Genomic DNA, 15,179 nt, shown 5'->3' on the forward strand with positions numbered 1-15,179 from the left:
AAACGATCATGTCGAATGGAAGTATCGGCAGCTATGGTGCGTCGAGCGCCAGCCTGATCACCCCTCTCAACCGACGCACAAAGGCGGATACGGTCGAGGGCGGTACCGGCAGCTTTAACCTCAAGGATGCCAGACGCGCGAACGAAAAGCTCCAGCGTGTCCTTGACCAGATGAAACGTCTGAACGATCCCGAAAAACGCCGGGCTGAACGCGAGGCCATGGCCAAGGAAAAGGTCGAGCGCGCGCAGGCACGCCTGCGCCAGATGATGATGTTCGGCGCGTCGGAAGAGGCGCTGCGGCAGGTCGCCAAGGAACTGGAAGACGCCATCCGCGAGTTGAAGGCTATAGCCGGATCGACCGGCAGCGTGCCATCCACCACCGGCAGCAGTGTCAGCGAGGCAAAACAGGCCGCCGCCAGCGCGGATAGCGCCAATACCGGCACAGATGCCGATATTCAGGCAGAGACCGCCGCCGCCTCGCCCGAGGCAAGCGTCAAGGACAGCACCAAGGCTGCGGGCGAAAAACTGGTCAAGATGCTCAAGCAAAAGGAGCAGGAAGAGGCCAACAGCCCCCATGCGGTCAAGAAGGATGGCACCACCGATGCGACCGAGCTGGAGCGCATCCTGCGTCTCGCCGAAACGCTGCTCAAGATCACCGAACACATGATCGAGGAAGAAGAGGAGGAAGAGGCCAAACGCGAAGGCCGCGCCCCGCTTCCAGACAGCTATCTCGACCTGATGGTGTGACTGCTTACTGAGCCAAGCAGAATTGAGTTATTGCCATATAACTAGAAATATAGTTATATGGGGCCATGACTGATACCAACACAGACACAACTGCTATCGCCAAGGCCCTGGCCGCACTCGGGCATGACACCCGGCTGGCGGTTTATCGCCTGCTGGTCAAGGCAGGCAATGACGGCCTCAATGTCGGTGAGATCGGTGCCCATCTCGGCTGCCCGCCATCAACCCTCGCCCATCATCTGAGCGCATTGGTCGATGCCGGACTGGTCCTGCAGGAACGACAGGGCCGCCAGATCGTAAACCGCGCGGATTATGATGCCATGAACCGCACCGTGGGGTTCCTCACCGCCGAATGCTGCACCGGTGTCAGCCTGGCTTGCGATAGCGCCGCCTGAGTTTTTTTGAGCCAAAACAACTATATTTCTAGGGATATAGACATGACTGACCTGACCCTGCAAACCAAATCAAAACTGACCGAAGCCTTGCACTATATCTGGGCCAAGGAACGGGTCTGGCTCGCCTGTGCCGCAATCATCGGGGTATTGTTCATCATCAACCCGCCGCAGGCCGTGGATAGTGCGGTCTTTGCCGGGCGCAACCTGATTGACGTCGCCCCCTTCCTGCTGCTGTCGATCGCCATTGCCGGTTATGCCGGGGCAACGGGGGCCGATGGCCTGATCGCCCGTGCCTTTACCGGATCACCGGTGCTGATGATCCTGATTGCAGCGCTGGCGGGCGGTCTCTCGCCCTTCTGTTCCTGCGGCGTGATACCGCTGATCGCCGCCCTGTTGTCGATGGGCGTGCCGCTCTCTGCCGTCATGGCGTTCTGGCTCGCCTCACCGGTCATGGACCCGTCAATGTTCGTGCTGACCACCGGCGTGCTCGGTACAGACTTCGCCATTGCCAAGACGCTGGCGGCGGTCGGCCTCGGCCTGCTCGGTGGCTATACGGTGCATATCATCCACCTCGCCGGTGGCTTTACCGATGTGCTGCGCGAAGGCGTCGGCAATGGCGGTTGTGGTGGTGCCAAAGTGCGCAATCGCAAGGATGTGGTCTGGCGCTTCTGGGGCGAGCATGAGCGGGTCGTGAAGTTCCGCAAGGAAGCGGTCAAGACCACACTGTTCCTCGGCAAATGGCTGACCCTCGCCTTTATCCTCGAAAGCCTGATGCTGACCTATCTGCCCGGTGATCTGGTCGCCAGCGTTGTCGGCGGTGATGGTCTGGCACCCATCGCGCTCGCAACACTGGTCGGGGTGCCTGCCTATCTCAACGGCTATGCCGCCCTGCCACTGGTTGGCGGGCTGGTGGAACAGGGCATGGCACCCGGTGCCGCCCTTGCCTTCCTCGTCGCCGGGGGCGTCAGTTCATTACCCGCGGCGATTGCCGTCTGGGCCTTGGTCAAACGCCGGGTATTTGTGCTTTATATTGCCCTCGCCCTCGTCGGTTCCTTCACCGCCGGGGTTCTCTATCAACTCTGGAGCAGCTTCTGATGTCAGGCGTCACCATCTTTCACAACCCGAAATGCGGTACCTCGCGTAATACGCTGGAGATCATCCGCGAACACGGCATCGAACCGGAAATCGTGCTCTACCTCCAGAACCCGCCGAGCCGTGAGCGGCTTATCGGCCTGCTGCAGGATATGGGTGCCAGACCGCGCGATATCCTGCGCCAGCGCGGCACACCCTATGATGAGCTCGGCCTCGGTGATGAGAGCCTGAGCGACGAGCAGCTGATCGATGCCATGATGGCGCATCCGATCCTGATCGAACGACCGATTGTCGAGACGCCAAAAGGCACCCGCCTGTGCCGCCCGAAGGAAACCGTGCTGGAGATACTATAAGTCTTCCGCCGCAACATCCTGGACATCAAAATCAATGCGGCGATTACTGAAAAACACACCGGGCCAGGCGACATCCTCGATGAAGTTGCGGAAGATGGCTTCCTTGCTGTTCTGCAGCCGCCGCCCGGTGGCCAGCGGTGAAATATCGCCCGGATAATCGAAGGCATAGCCGTCTTCGTGATCCACCTTGGTGCCAAAATTGAAGTAAGGGCCAGTGACCACGGTGCGATGGGCAAAGACGATATTCATCGAGGCCGTATCATTGATCGGCAATTTCGGCACTGCGGTCTTCAGCAGGTCGAGAAACCGCTGTTTGTTCAGCGCTGGCGGTGTGGCACTGCCTGCGTGGCTGACAGGGTGCACCCAATAGGGCCGGGCCGCCTCGGTCGCTCCTTCCGCCGGCACCGGTTCCGCCGAGGTCAGTTGCCGACCCGGCGGCAGCTGCTGGATCGACCCCGACCATGTGGCCTTGTTCAACAGTGCGGACAGATTGGCCACCAGCCGCGCCACATGATCCACGTCCGGAGGATCATAGGGCAGATGCGGATTGACCGGTGGCAGCTTGACCGGGTCACAGCCGAAGGCACGGGCCACGAAATGCCCGATCTCCGGCGTATCAAGCAGCGAGTAGGGCCATAAGTCCTCGTCATCCATCTGGGCGATCAGCACCGATTTTCCGGCCCGGCAGGCATGGATTGCTGTCAGCAGGTTGAGCAGCGGATTAGGCCCGATAACCGCCAGATCGACACTGACCCAAAGCGCAGAAGACAGGAAACTCACAGGGATATGCGGCAGCAGCTCGAATGCCCGGTTGAGGCGGTAGATAAAGCCGGATGAGGCGGACAGCCCGCGTGCAGCCATACTCTCATTGATGGCAAATTCCCGGAACCCGGTCGGGGCCTTGCGGATGCCTTGCCACTGGAGTTTCTGCTGGTTGCTGAGCAATGGTTGCGACGTTTGTTTTCCTGCCGGGAGCGCAGGCCGGAGTGTAGCACGGTTCTACCGCCGGATCACCCGAGCTTCGCGGTCAGTATCTTGAATCCGGCGAGGCCGAACGCGACGGCAAAGACGCCCTCGAACCAGCAACGCAGGCGCATATAGCCGCGCATCATCGCCGGGTTGGAGAATAACAGCGCATAGCCGTGAAAAATAATCGCGCTCTGGATACCAACAGCACAGATCACCAGCAACAAACCCTCGACCGGCGTGCCCGGCGGCACAGCGATGGCATAGAGCGAGCCAAAGAACAGGATCGCCTTGGGGTTGGTGATATGGATGGCAAACCCCTTGGCAAAGGCGCGTTTGGGTGATGTTGTCACCACCGGGCTGACCACCGCCACACCGGGCTTCAGCGCCGATTTCGCGGATTTATACGCCAGCCAGATCAGATAGCCCGCCCCGATATAGCGCATGATCTCAAACGCCCAGCCATTGGCCAGCATCACAGCTGCCAACCCGAACGCCGCCGAGATCGACCAGATCAGCGAGGCGATGGACATACCCGACGCCATGGCCAGCCCATAGCGCCGCCCGGCATTCATCGAGGTCCCGGCAATCGCCAGCGTCGCCGGTCCCGGACTCCCGGTCGCAATAATCCCGGCTGCGAGGATCAGCGGCAGATTGATGGTTGTGAGCATTAATTATGGTGCCATTTCAGCAAAATATGTGCACCCGCAAAGGACCAATGCACCAACCAAGAATAAGACGTATGAGCCAAGCATACACCTCAAACCAGCCATCATATACTTATTGCTAAATTGTATTTCCAAATCTGGACGTCCGATAGACTTATCTTCAGATCTATCCACATGACGAGTTGAACAAAATCCAAAATACCAAGTCATAGAACCCAAAAATATACCAATAACCCACAAGAAAATGGAAATTGAAGCAGGCTTTGATAGACCCATAACCATCAAATCTTGCATTTGGCTTAGAATAGCTACACTTGCGCCACTATTTATCAGTATGCACGCCTTAATACCGCCCTGTGCATATTGTTGAGAAATTTCTCTATAATCAGCCATCTCAACGCCCGCCCGCAATGTCGAGCAGGGCACCGGTGATATAGCTGGCTTCGTCGGAGAGCAGCCAGATGATCGGCTGGGCGACTTCCTCGGCTGTACCGGCGCGGGACATGGGCAGCTTGTCCTTCAACCGCTCCACCCGGTCGGGCATGCCGCCGAGAGCATGGATATCGGTATCGATAATGCCGGGGCGTACACAGTTGACCCGCACGCCCTCGCCCGCCAGTTCCTTCGACAGGCCGATGGTCAGGGTATCAATGGCCCCCTTGCTGGCGGCATAGTCGATATATTCATTGGGCGAGCCGAGGCGGGCTGCGGCACTCGACACATTGACGATGGCACCGCCATTGCCGCCATTGCGCTTGGCCAGCCGTCTGGCCGCCTCCCGCGCCACGGTGAGGGCACCGAGCACATTGATTTCCAGCAGGCGTTTCATCCGGGCATGGTCGAAGGTCTCGATCGTGCCCTGTGCCGCCACGATCCCGGCATTGTTGATGACCGCCGTGATCGTGCCCAGATCCTTGTCCGCCCGATCGAACAGCTTCATCACATCGTTTTCGTCGGCAACATCGCCCTGCACCGCAATCGCATGGGCACCGGCGGCGTTGCAATCGGCAACCACCTGATTGGCCGCAGCCTCGTTCTGGCTGTAATTGATCGCCACATCATAGCCCCGCGCCGCCGCCAGCCGTGCACAGGCAGCCCCGATGCCGCGTGACCCACCGGTGATAATCAGGGTTCCTTGATCTTCGCGTGCCGTCATGATGTGCAAGCCATTCTGTTCGCTATGGAATACGGTTGCCCATCTTTACTATCCCTGGGGCATCAAGGCCAATGGCTTTCGCAGGTTAATTTATCTCAACAGGGTGTAAACACTTTCATACACTCGGGCTACCGTGCGCTCAGTTCACTAACCTGAGGCATGTCTCCCCCATGGCCAAGACCCGCAAAGATTTCTTCACCCCCGCCCGGCAAGAGGGCTGGTACCGCGCGCAACCGACCGAAGCCGCCCGCAGCGCCGTCGACGCCGCTAATGCGCAGGCACCCGACGGTCGCCCCGATGTCTATTACATCGCCGGTGAGGCGCGTCACGGGCTGGGTCGGACCTATACCGCCCCGGACCACTATAACCTCATGCACCAGCTTGCCCGCGACAGCGAGGGCGTTCGTGCCGAGCTGGGTGCTGCGCTGGCCGGGCATATTGCTGGCCTCGACGGCAACGGGCAGGTGCGGGAATGGATGAAGAATATCAGCCAGATCAACAGCGCCATCTATATGCTGACGCCGGATGAGGAGATCGACGATCTCGATATTGATGATCTCAACCAACTCGGCTGGGAGCCGCCGGAGCCACAGCCGAAGAGCATGGCGGAATACCATGCCGAACTGGATGAGGCCGCCAATCGCGGCATGCTGGAACTGCGCCGCTACAATGCCGCCAACCCGGTCGATGATCCGAAGAGCGATTTCCGCCGCCGTCTGGATCATGGCAGCATCTATCAGCTGGAAACCGCAACCAAGCGTGCGCGCATCCTCGCCGATATGGCGGTAAATGCCGAACTGCTCGGCGCTGACAAGGCCGCCGAGGCCGCAGGCAAGCAATTCGCCGACCAGCTTACCCCGAACCAGCTCGTCCGCAGCCATGACGATCTGATCGTGCATCTGCAGGGTAACGGCAACTGGTTCAATGATTTCGCGAAACAGGTGCGCGGCCCGCATATCGGCGCCCTCAGCCTCGCCACCCGGCACTGGGGTGAGATCAATGCCGATGGCCGCTATGGCGGTGGCATCAGCGTCAATAATGGCCGCGACCGCATCCTCGCCGCCGAAACCGTCCGTCAGATCGGCGTGCGCATGACCGAGCAGGCCGATATCGACGCCGCCATCACCCGCCCGAAAGCCGCCCCGGCTGGCCCGGACGCGAGCGGCCCGAGTACCCGTCGCACTTATTGAGCGTAGATGTAAGCAAGGGAACAGGACCGCATGGCAAGGCCTGACAATCAGGTTCCGGCAACCGATAGTGATATTACCCTGCATCCGGCACAGGCGGCGGGCTGGTATCGTGCGGTGAGCGGAACCCTGTCGAGCGGCCGGCCACAACGTTTTGCCTCGGGGCCGATAGCTGTTGCCGAGCGGGAGAAGGCGATCCGGCTACCGCTTGCCGCCATGGCAGAGACCGGCCCGGTGCTGAAGGCTCAGGACAGCTATAACCTTATCTGCATGCTTGCCGAACGCAGTCAGACCGTGCGCACCGAGCTGGCCGGGCAGTTGGTCGATCATCTGCTCGCCGAAGGGCCGACACAGCGCGCCCGCTATCGCCGTCTGGGTCAGGCCAAACTGACCGCATCGATCAGCGAGTTGACCGGCAATCAGTCAGAGGATGCCATGGACGCGCTCTATGGCGATGACTGGAATACCCCGCGCAACTGGTACCAGCCGAACTTCCCGACCGCCACCGCCCATGCGCTGCAACAGACCTGCTGGGCCGGTCAACGCGCGCGTCAGGACTACCTCCCCGCGCCGACCAACCATGCCTCGGAAGACTGGCATGTCCATGTCCGACGTAACGCCTTTGACCGCCTGAACACCGATCTCGCCGTGGCTGAAATGCTGGTCGGCCTCGAACACGATCTGAATACCGTCGGTCAGGACACCGCCCGCAGCAATGCCGTTGCAAGCCTGTCGGCGCGGCTTGATGGCGATGCCATGGTCCGTACGGTCGATGACCTGCACGCCCATTACGGCACGCCCGATGATCCCTATGACGGCGTTGATCCTGCCCGCGCCCATCTGCAGATCGATGCGGTAAGTATTGCGCTCAAACACTGGAACAGCATTGATCCCGACGGCAGCTTCCCCGGCGGCATCACCGTCGCCCGCGGTCGCCACCGCCTGATCCCGGCAGCAACGGTCGATAAGCTCGCCCGTGCCCATGCGCCAGCAGCAGATGCGGAAGCCCCGAAGCCAAGCGCAAAGATACTGCCCTTCCGCAGGCCGGGCCATACACATCCCTGAGGCATATCAGATCAGGTAATCCAGCCTTTGCGCTTGCCGTCAGCGTTCCCATATGCTTGTTCAACAGCCAGACCTGACCATGACCAGACGAACCGGGCCAATCCATGTTTAACAGCCTTTCCGACCGCCTCGGCGGGATTTTTGACCGCCTCGGCAAACGCGGCGCCCTGAACGAGAGCGATGTCGAGGGCGTGCTGCGCGAGGTGCGCATTGCGCTGCTCGAGGCTGATGTGGCGCTGCCCGTGGCCAAGCAGTTCATCAATGACGTGAAACCCCGCGCCATCGGTCAGGAAGTGCTGCGTTCGATCAAGCCGGACCAGCAGGTGATCAAGATCGTCCATGACACGCTGGTCGAAACCCTTGGCGAGGTGAGCGAGGGACTGAAACTCGCGGCGACCCCGCCGGTGCCGGTGCTGATGGTCGGTTTGCAGGGTTCGGGTAAAACCACCTCGACCGGCAAGATCTCCAAGATGCTGCGCGACAAGGACAAGAAAAAGGTCCTGATGGCGTCCCTCGATACCCGGCGCCCGGCGGCACAGGAGCAGCTCCGTTTCATCGGTGAGCAGCTCGACATTCCGACCCTGCCGATCATCGAGGGTCAGGAGCCGGTGGCGATTGCCGAACGTGCACTCAAGACCGCCCGCCTCGAAGGCTATGACGTGGTCATGCTCGACAGCGCCGGTCGCCTGTCGATCGACGAAGAGCTGATGGCCGAGATCAAGGCGGTACGCGATGCCACCAACCCGGCTGAAACCCTGCTGGTCGCCGATGCGCTGACCGGTCAGGATGCGGTCAATACCGCCCAGAAATTTGACGAGGCAGTAGGTATCAGCGGCATCATGCTGACCCGTGTCGATGGTGACAGCCGCGGTGGTGCCGCCCTGTCGATGCGCGCGGTGACCGGCAAGCCGATCAAGCTGCTCGGCGTTGGCGAGAAGCTGGACGCGATCGAGGCCTTCCACCCGGACCGGGTTGCGGGACGCATCCTCGGCATGGGCGATGTGGTCTCACTGGTCGAACGTGCTGCCGAGGTGATCGAGCAGCAGGACGCCGAGAAGATGATCGCCAAGCTGGAGAAGGGCCAGTTTGACCTGCAGGACCTCGCGGACCAGTTGCTGCAGATGAAAAAGATGGGCGGCGTCGGCGGGCTGATGGGCATGATGCCCGGTATCGGCAAGCTCAAGAAACAAATGGATGAGGCCAATATCGACGACAAGCAGATCGACCGCCAGATCGCCATCGTCCGCTCCATGACCACGAAGGAGCGCCGTTATCCCAAGCTGCTCAATGCCTCACGCAAGCGCCGTATCGCCAGCGGTTCCGGGGTTGAAGTACAGGAAATCAACCGCCTGCTGAAGCAACATCAGCAAATGCAGGGCATGATGAAGAAGGTCAAGAAAATGGCCAAGAAGGGCGGAATGCCCGGCATGCCCGGTATGGGTGGCCTTGGCGGCATGATCCCCGGCATGGGCGGCGGCAAACTGCCGAAGGGCATGTCACAGGCCGATCTGGAAGCGATGGCGAAAGAGATGGGTGCCGGCGGCGGTAAGGGCGATCTCGGCAAACTGCTCGGCGGGGGCGGCAAGCTGCCACCGGGCTTCCCCGGTAAACTGCCGCCCGGCTTCGGCGGGAATTAATGATCGACGCGGTTGGTCAAGCGGCGGATCGTTACCATCAGCATATTGACCCAGGCCCGCATGAAGTCGTTGAGCTGATCGAGGTTTTTCTCGAAGGTTTTCTCGTCGATTGCGACGATTTCCGCCGCCTCGACCACATAGGCATCGGCTGACCGCGGCTTGCCGTCAATCAGGGCCATTTCTCCGAAGAAGCCACCCTTGCCGAGGGTCACCAGTTCAATCGTCTCGCCATCCACCTGACGCTGGATGCGTACCTTGCCGGACGCAATGAGATAGGCGGTGCGTGCCTCGTCACCCTCATGGAAGATATAGGTCTCGGCCGGGATTACCCGTCGATCGAGAATTTTGCTCATCTGTTCTATCTCACTTTTTGTTTAGGACGATCACGTCACCCTGTTCACCGCAAATGGCATGCCTCAGATGCATGCCAAGCACCTTCTGCTCACCATAGCGTGCGACATAATCCCGAACCATTTTTTCTGCATCACAGACATTGCTGTGACAGGTCTCAAGACATTGGCTGAACAGGGCGAGCTCTTCGGGATCGACATCCTCGCCCAGCGCCTCGAATACTTCCAGACCATCACTTTTGCCGACAAGCTGGAATTTGCCTAGTGAGCGCCATTTCTGGTTCGATTGCGCCTGAGCCACAGTTTCGGCCGAGGCCAGCATGCGTGTACCAAGCTGTTTGTTCAGACTTTCGATCCGGGCTGTCGTGTTCACCACATCGCCAAGCGCGGTATATTTCTGACGACCGGCACCACCGACATTACCGGCGATCACCCGACCACTGTGCAGACCGATACGGGTGCGGCCCCACTTGATGCCCTCGGCGGCAAGTTCCGCCTCAAGCGCCTCGGTCCGCGCAATCAATCGCAGGGCACAGCTGATGCCCATGTCCCGGTGTTCGGTCCACTCGATCGGCGCGCCGAATATCGCAAAGATACCGTCACCGATGAAATCGACCACCACACCGTTACAAAGCTCGATTTCTTCCAATACAGCTTCAAAATACCGGTTGATCAGACCGATCATCTGCTTGGATGATGTCTGTTCCGAGATTGTGGTGAAACCCTCGATATCGGTGAAGATTGCCGTAATCTCCAGTTCCTGTCCGCCGAGATCGATTGCCACCGACCCCTCCTCAAGCGCGGAGGCAAGTGCTTGCGGGATATAGCGGCCAAAGGTCGAGCGTATCTCCTCGCCCTTGATCAGACCGCTCATCATCCGGTTCAGGGTCCTCTGCGTGTCATCAATTTCCCGCAGCCAATGCCCCTTAAGCGGTTGGTATTTATCGAGATCATCAAGGGAAATATCGGCAACCACTTCGCCCAACTCCTCAATCGGTCGGGCAATAGATCGGGAAATATAGATCGTCAAAAATATTGTAACAATAATTATTAAAATAGAAATCATGACAATTCTCAATGTATTGTCATAGACAAAGCCCATAGCAGATAATTTTACCGGAACTATATAAACAAGATCAATGTCCAGGCCCTCAATAATATCAACCCTGGACGCAAAATAAAAAAACTCCTCGAATTTATTTGAGTTTTCAACCTGCATATCCAAAATGCCAGAACTATCCAATCTGTCCTGATGCAGATAGACTTCCTTTATATTATTGACCAAGGCCTCCTGATTTTCCTCAACTGACAAGAAAACATCTTCCTTGCCATGAATGACCATCAGCAGGTTACCGGCAACCTGCTCCGAAATTTCCAGCAAACGATCCTTGATATCATCAATATTGAAATCAACTGTCATCGCGCCAACCCATGTTGGCGGACTACCCGACACTATTGCTTTAACAGCTGTAATACCCAGCCCACCTTCACGGAAACTGTACGGCTTGCTCCATGAGACACCGGGCATCAGATAAGCCTGATAAAACCATTCACGATTACGTGGGTCAAAACGATCCTTAACAGGCGCATCGACCAGCGTCAGCGAGCCATCCCGCTCAAATCGCCACTCCTGGGTAATGCCATCAGCCCGATCAGGGATAGAATTGTTGATGATGACATCATCACCCCGGCGCGTTGCACCAACAAATGCACCCTCAGCCCGTGTTCCCAAGCTGATCCATGACAGAAATGGAGCCGTTTCCAGCTCTGCGGCAAAGAGCACTGAAACCGCGTCAAAATCAGTGTGATCCACTGATCCGATTTGAAAATTTCTGGCGAACTTGTTCAGTATGAGCGGTGCGGCACCGAAGGTTTCATGCAGTTTCAGTCTGGCGGCGCCGAATATCGTCTCGGCCTCCCGCTCCTGCACAGCCCGAGCGAGATCAATATTGTTCTTCGTCCAAAGAAAATTGACGATAGCCAAGGAGCCAATAATCAACGCCATGATTACGGTCAGAATAGCGGGACGTATTGCTATCCGGCGCGCCTTGAGCCGTGCCCAAAAATCCGACATATCTCTTTATGCCCTAAAACCGCACGCACAGGCGGACCATTTACTGATGCATAAAGTTACATCAGAAATTACTAATGCCGCAATCTAAGAGTTTGAAAACAGCTAAGATTTTGTATCGACTGGTGATTGTTTGTAACCACGCAAACGAGAAACCAGCGCCATTACAACACCGACAACCGGAATAATCACCGCACCGACCAGCAAACCGAAGAGGCCATCGAGTGTCGCCGTCACCGCCCAGCTCAATGCCGCCTCAATCACCGGAACCGCATGCCCGGCAGCATGGGCAAGGTCATGGATCGTATGACCGATGATATCGAGACCGAGCACTTCCAGCCCGTGAATGATGATCGAACCGCCGACCCAGAGCATGGCGGCGGTACCGATGATGGTCAGCGCCTTCATGAAACCCGGCATGCCCTTGACCAGACCGAGGCCGAATTTCCGGGTCACCGCCAGACGACCGATCTGGCTCAGCTTCAGTCCAATGTCGTCGGCTTTCACCAGCAGCGCGACAGTGCCATAGACCAGCGCGGTAATGCCGACCGCCACCACGGCCAGAATGATTCCGCGCAGCCAGATATTCTCGCTCTCGATGGCGGAGAGAGCGATCACCATGATTTCCGCCGACAGGATGAAATCGGTCTTGATCGCATTGCTGACCCGGCGCTTTTCCAGATGGGCGGCATCCAGCGTCTTCGGCTTCTCATGCTCCTCATGATGCGGCAGGAAGACATGTAACACCTTCTCCGCGCCCTCAAAGCACAGGTAACAGCCACCGAGCATCAGCAGCGGCGTCAGCACCCATGGCGCAAAAGCGCTGAGCAGCATGGCCAGCGGCAGCAGGATCACCAGCTTGTTGATGATCGAGCCACGGGCAATGGCCATGACAATCGGCAATTCGCGCGCGGCGGGCAGACCGTGAACATATTTCGGCGTCACCGCCGCATCATCGACGACGACACCAACGGTTTTGGAACTGACCTTGGCGGCGTGGCCGACCACGTCATCAACCTGGGTTGCCGCCACCTTGGTAAGCGCCGCAACATCATCGAGAAGCGCCAGTAAACCGCTCATTTACGTACTATCCCGGGATCATATGCCTCCGCGACTGCCTGCTGCGACAAAAGCAACAATCGGCAAAAAATGCGAGGCCCGTAATTTTATTACACGATGCAGGAGATTATATAGCAAAGCATGACAAATCAAACTGACATACAGGCCGAACCCGCCCACACCTCAAGCTGTTGCCACAGCAGCAAGCCGCTACCGGAAAATCCCGGAACATGGGCCCGCATCCGGCGTGTCGACTGGATGCTCTGGATCAGCCTGATTGTCGTGACCATCGGCTATGTCTGGTATCTGGCAGCACCGATGACCATGGGCGCGGACAGCGCCGCGCATCACTTCACCCACGGCGTCTATGAGCTGATGAACACCATGTGGTGGGGGCTGTTGCTCGGCGTGGTGTTTGTCGGCCTCATGGACCGGGTACCGCGGGAAATCGTCATTCAGGCGCTGAGTGGTCGCCACAAGGCCTCGGGCATCGTCAAGGCGACCATTGCCGGGCTGCTGTTCGATCTGTGCAGCCATGGCATCCTGATGGTCGGCATGAAGCTCTATGAGCGTGGTGCCACCATCGGTCAGACCTTTGCCTTCCTGCTGGCCAGCCCGTGGAACTCGATCTCGCTGACCATCATTCTGGTGGCGCTGATCGGCTGGAAACTGACCCTGCTGTTCATCGTCCTGTCCGCCGTGATCGGCATTATCACCGGGCTGGTTGCCGACGGCATGGTCGATCGCGGCGTCCTTCCCGACAACCCAAGCCGTGAAGGCATTACCGAACCGACCACCAGCCTCGCCGTCGCAGTGCGGGAATGGCTCGGCAAGCTGCAACCAAGCGGCAGCGGTGCCCTCGACATCCTGAAAGATGGCATCAAGGGATCGCAGATGGTCGTACGCTGGATATTGTTCGGTGTGGTGCTGGCCAGTCTGGTCCGTGCCTTCGTGCCCGCCGACATGTTCTCAAACTGGTTCGGTCCAGGCCTGCTCGGCCTGTTCATGACCGTGATCGTGGCCACCGTGGTCGAGGTCTGTTCCGAAGGCTCGGCCCCGATTGCCGCCGACATTATCAACCGCGCCGCCGCGCCGGGTAACGGCTTCACCTTCCTGATGGCGGGTGTGGCAACCGATTATACCGAGATCATGAGCCTGAAGGATACGACCGGACGCTGGGTTCTCGCCCTCGCCCTGCCGCTGATTTCACTGCCCCAGACATTGCTGGTGGCAGCGCTGATCAACCACCTTTACGTGTAGGCATCACCACAATCGGGTCAGGCCCGGCATTGGCAGCCTTGGACGGATGAGCCTTGCCGGTCTCGACGTGATAGGCAGCGCCGTGCATCTGCTTTGACGTGCGGATCACGAAATTCGGCTGCTCCTCACCACGATTGGCCTCATAGCGCGGGGCAACCGGCAGAACCCGTGGCGGGAACACGGACATGGTGCCCTCACGCATGGTGCGCATCGCCTTCAGGAAGTTGCGGTCGGTGGCATCCCGATGCTCGACCATCTGGGCCGTGCGCATGCCCAGCGCATTGGCCGGGGCAATATCCTTGCGGTCATTATCGGCAATGCGCAGGGTCGCCTCGGGCTTCGCATTTTCCTGCGCCAGCACGAATTCAAGCTGCTCACGCGGGTCAAGCTCCGGCGGCAGGCTGGTCATGGGCTCGCTCAGATCACCGGCGGCCAGCGTGTCGTTCAGCGACATGCCGTTGGCAGCACCGGTTTCAATGGCCGGGTCCTGCTCGATGTCCTGTGCGGCATAGGTGCGGTCGGCGAGACCGGCAAGACCGGAACCGGTGATCACAAAACGGGCGGCAGATTCCGGCAGGCTGGTCATGAACACGACTTTGCGGCCCTGATCCTTCAGCCGTTTGACGAAATCGACAGTGTCGCGATCGGCATGGATGTGCTCGAGGAACTTCTGAAACGTGCGCTGACGCAGCGGCGCGAACTGCTCAACCAGATCACCGGTGGGGAATTTTTCCCGCAGACCGGGATGCTGGTTGAGGCCATAGGGGAGAGCCAGAAATTCCTGATTGCGCAGGGTGCGGAGACCATCGGCGACCTCATCGATGCTGAGGCGGCTTTCCTTGGCCAGTCCTTCATAGAAGGTACGGGTTGCACGGGTATAGGCGCGACCGGTGGCAACCAGGGTATCACCGAGATCGATGACCACCGTATCAATGCCATTCAGGGCTTCGGCGTTGAACGGCTCGGCCTCGACACTGGTATTGCGTTCTCTTCTTTTCTTCGCGCTCATGATGTACCCCCGGTTGAGCAATCACCCGACAGGCGACCACTGCTTTCATGTAGTGCATGTACTGGTAAGTACGCTGCTTTCATGAAAGCTCGGATAGCTGGTGTGTAGGACTGCCATGCAGGATCTGCATGCGTTTTGAAAAACATTCAAAATGCATGCCATAAGCGT

The 15,179-nt window shown here is 58.7% G+C and carries 15 protein-coding genes; 8 read left to right on the plus strand and 7 right to left on the minus strand.

Translation table 11 applies throughout. The features are described from left to right. Positions 1-8 precede the first annotated feature (8 nt). The 4 genes from CBB62_00835 (at position 9) to CBB62_00850 (ending at position 2,583) form a co-directional block, all read left to right on the plus strand. The gene (locus tag CBB62_00835; protein OUT40948.1) at positions 9-746 is read left to right on the plus strand and encodes a hypothetical protein; all 738 of its coding nucleotides are present in this window, start codon (positions 9-11) and stop codon (positions 744-746) included. A 65-nt stretch (positions 747-811) separates the two neighbouring features. Further along, positions 812-1,138 (plus strand): transcriptional regulator, encoded by a 327-nt coding sequence (locus CBB62_00840; protein OUT40949.1) that lies wholly within the window; start codon positions 812-814, stop codon positions 1,136-1,138. A 42-nt stretch (positions 1,139-1,180) separates the two neighbouring features. Further along, a complete protein-coding gene (locus tag CBB62_00845; GenBank protein ID OUT40950.1) occupies positions 1,181-2,233 on the plus strand; it encodes a permease in 1,053 nt (350 codons plus the stop codon). After that, a complete protein-coding gene (locus tag CBB62_00850; protein ID OUT40951.1) occupies positions 2,233-2,583 on the plus strand; it encodes an arsenate reductase (glutaredoxin) in 351 nt (116 codons plus the stop codon). The genes CBB62_00845 and CBB62_00850 overlap by 1 nt, the downstream gene beginning before the upstream one ends. Here CBB62_00850 and CBB62_00855 read toward each other — a convergent pair. The 3 genes from CBB62_00855 to CBB62_00865 form a co-directional block, all read right to left on the minus strand. Further along, positions 2,578-3,528: a hypothetical protein gene (locus CBB62_00855; protein ID OUT40952.1), complete on the minus strand. Its 951-nt coding sequence runs from the start codon at positions 3,526-3,528 to the stop codon at positions 2,578-2,580. The genes CBB62_00850 and CBB62_00855 overlap by 6 nt on opposite strands. A gap of 65 nt (positions 3,529-3,593) precedes the next feature. Beyond that, complete coding sequence (locus CBB62_00860) at positions 3,594-4,220, minus strand: amino acid transporter (GenBank protein ID OUT40953.1); 627 nt, start codon at positions 4,218-4,220, stop codon at positions 3,594-3,596. Positions 4,221-4,611: 391 nt separating this feature from the next. Next, complete coding sequence (locus CBB62_00865) at positions 4,612-5,373, minus strand: NAD(P)-dependent oxidoreductase (protein OUT40954.1); 762 nt, start codon at positions 5,371-5,373, stop codon at positions 4,612-4,614. A gap of 170 nt (positions 5,374-5,543) precedes the next feature. Here CBB62_00865 and CBB62_00870 point away from each other — a divergent pair, with 170 nt between their 5' ends. The 3 genes from CBB62_00870 (at position 5,544) to CBB62_00880 (ending at position 9,262) form a co-directional block, all read left to right on the plus strand. Beyond that, positions 5,544-6,563, plus strand: a complete 1,020-nt coding sequence (locus CBB62_00870) for a hypothetical protein (GenBank protein OUT40955.1) — start codon at positions 5,544-5,546, stop codon at positions 6,561-6,563. A gap of 30 nt (positions 6,564-6,593) precedes the next feature. Beyond that, complete coding sequence (locus CBB62_00875; GenBank protein ID OUT40956.1) at positions 6,594-7,625, plus strand: hypothetical protein; 1,032 nt, start codon at positions 6,594-6,596, stop codon at positions 7,623-7,625. A 104-nt stretch (positions 7,626-7,729) separates the two neighbouring features. Beyond that, on the plus strand, positions 7,730-9,262 hold the full coding sequence (locus tag CBB62_00880) for a signal recognition particle protein (protein ID OUT40957.1): 1,533 nt from the start codon (positions 7,730-7,732) through the stop codon (positions 9,260-9,262). Here the strand turns inward: CBB62_00880 and CBB62_00885 are convergent. The 3 genes from CBB62_00885 to CBB62_00895 form a co-directional block, all read right to left on the minus strand. After that, the gene (locus CBB62_00885; protein ID OUT40958.1) at positions 9,259-9,615 is read right to left on the minus strand and encodes a hypothetical protein; all 357 of its coding nucleotides are present in this window, start codon (positions 9,613-9,615) and stop codon (positions 9,259-9,261) included. The genes CBB62_00880 and CBB62_00885 overlap by 4 nt on opposite strands. Positions 9,616-9,625: 10 nt before the next feature. Continuing rightward, the gene (locus tag CBB62_00890; GenBank protein ID OUT40959.1) at positions 9,626-11,686 is read right to left on the minus strand and encodes a hypothetical protein; all 2,061 of its coding nucleotides are present in this window, start codon (positions 11,684-11,686) and stop codon (positions 9,626-9,628) included. Between the two features lie 102 nt (positions 11,687-11,788). Continuing rightward, positions 11,789-12,763 (minus strand): ABC transporter, encoded by a 975-nt coding sequence (locus tag CBB62_00895; GenBank protein OUT40960.1) that lies wholly within the window; start codon positions 12,761-12,763, stop codon positions 11,789-11,791. A gap of 120 nt (positions 12,764-12,883) precedes the next feature. Between CBB62_00895 and CBB62_00900 the strand changes: the two genes are divergently transcribed. Next, entirely contained in the window at positions 12,884-14,002 is a 1,119-nt protein-coding gene (locus CBB62_00900) for a hypothetical protein (GenBank protein ID OUT40961.1), read from the plus strand. Here the strand turns inward: CBB62_00900 and CBB62_00905 are convergent. Continuing rightward, positions 13,983-15,011, minus strand: coding sequence for a hypothetical protein (locus CBB62_00905; protein ID OUT40962.1), 1,029 nt, complete (start codon positions 15,009-15,011; stop codon positions 13,983-13,985). The two genes, CBB62_00900 and CBB62_00905, sit on opposite strands and share 20 nt — an antisense overlap. Positions 15,012-15,179 lie beyond the last annotated feature (168 nt).

The sequence above is a fragment of the Micavibrio sp. TMED2 genome, from assembly GCA_002168225.1.
Taxonomy (GTDB): Bacteria; Pseudomonadota; Alphaproteobacteria; order TMED2; family TMED2; genus TMED2.

Excerpts from the sequence above, each read along its gene's own strand:
- CBB62_00835 (OUT40948.1), top strand. The coding sequence starts at position 9 with ATGTCGAATGGAAGTATCGGCAGCTATGGTGCGTCGAGCGCCAGCCTG.
- CBB62_00840 (OUT40949.1), top strand. The coding sequence starts at position 812 with ATGACTGATACCAACACAGACACAACTGCTATCGCCAAGGCCCTGGCC.
- CBB62_00845 (OUT40950.1), top strand. The coding sequence starts at position 1,181 with ATGACTGACCTGACCCTGCAAACCAAATCAAAACTGACCGAAGCCTTG.
- CBB62_00850 (OUT40951.1), top strand. The coding sequence starts at position 2,233 with ATGTCAGGCGTCACCATCTTTCACAACCCGAAATGCGGTACCTCGCGT.
- CBB62_00860 (OUT40953.1), bottom strand. The coding sequence starts at position 4,220 with ATGCTCACAACCATCAATCTGCCGCTGATCCTCGCAGCCGGGATTATT.
- CBB62_00865 (OUT40954.1), bottom strand. The coding sequence starts at position 5,373 with ATGACGGCACGCGAAGATCAAGGAACCCTGATTATCACCGGTGGGTCA.
- CBB62_00870 (OUT40955.1), top strand. The coding sequence starts at position 5,544 with ATGGCCAAGACCCGCAAAGATTTCTTCACCCCCGCCCGGCAAGAGGGC.
- CBB62_00875 (OUT40956.1), top strand. The coding sequence starts at position 6,594 with ATGGCAAGGCCTGACAATCAGGTTCCGGCAACCGATAGTGATATTACC.
- CBB62_00880 (OUT40957.1), top strand. The coding sequence starts at position 7,730 with ATGTTTAACAGCCTTTCCGACCGCCTCGGCGGGATTTTTGACCGCCTC.
- CBB62_00885 (OUT40958.1), bottom strand. The coding sequence starts at position 9,615 with ATGAGCAAAATTCTCGATCGACGGGTAATCCCGGCCGAGACCTATATC.
- CBB62_00890 (OUT40959.1), bottom strand. The coding sequence starts at position 11,686 with ATGTCGGATTTTTGGGCACGGCTCAAGGCGCGCCGGATAGCAATACGT.
- CBB62_00895 (OUT40960.1), bottom strand. The coding sequence starts at position 12,763 with ATGAGCGGTTTACTGGCGCTTCTCGATGATGTTGCGGCGCTTACCAAG.
- CBB62_00900 (OUT40961.1), top strand. The coding sequence starts at position 12,884 with ATGACAAATCAAACTGACATACAGGCCGAACCCGCCCACACCTCAAGC.
- CBB62_00905 (OUT40962.1), bottom strand. The coding sequence starts at position 15,011 with ATGAGCGCGAAGAAAAGAAGAGAACGCAATACCAGTGTCGAGGCCGAG.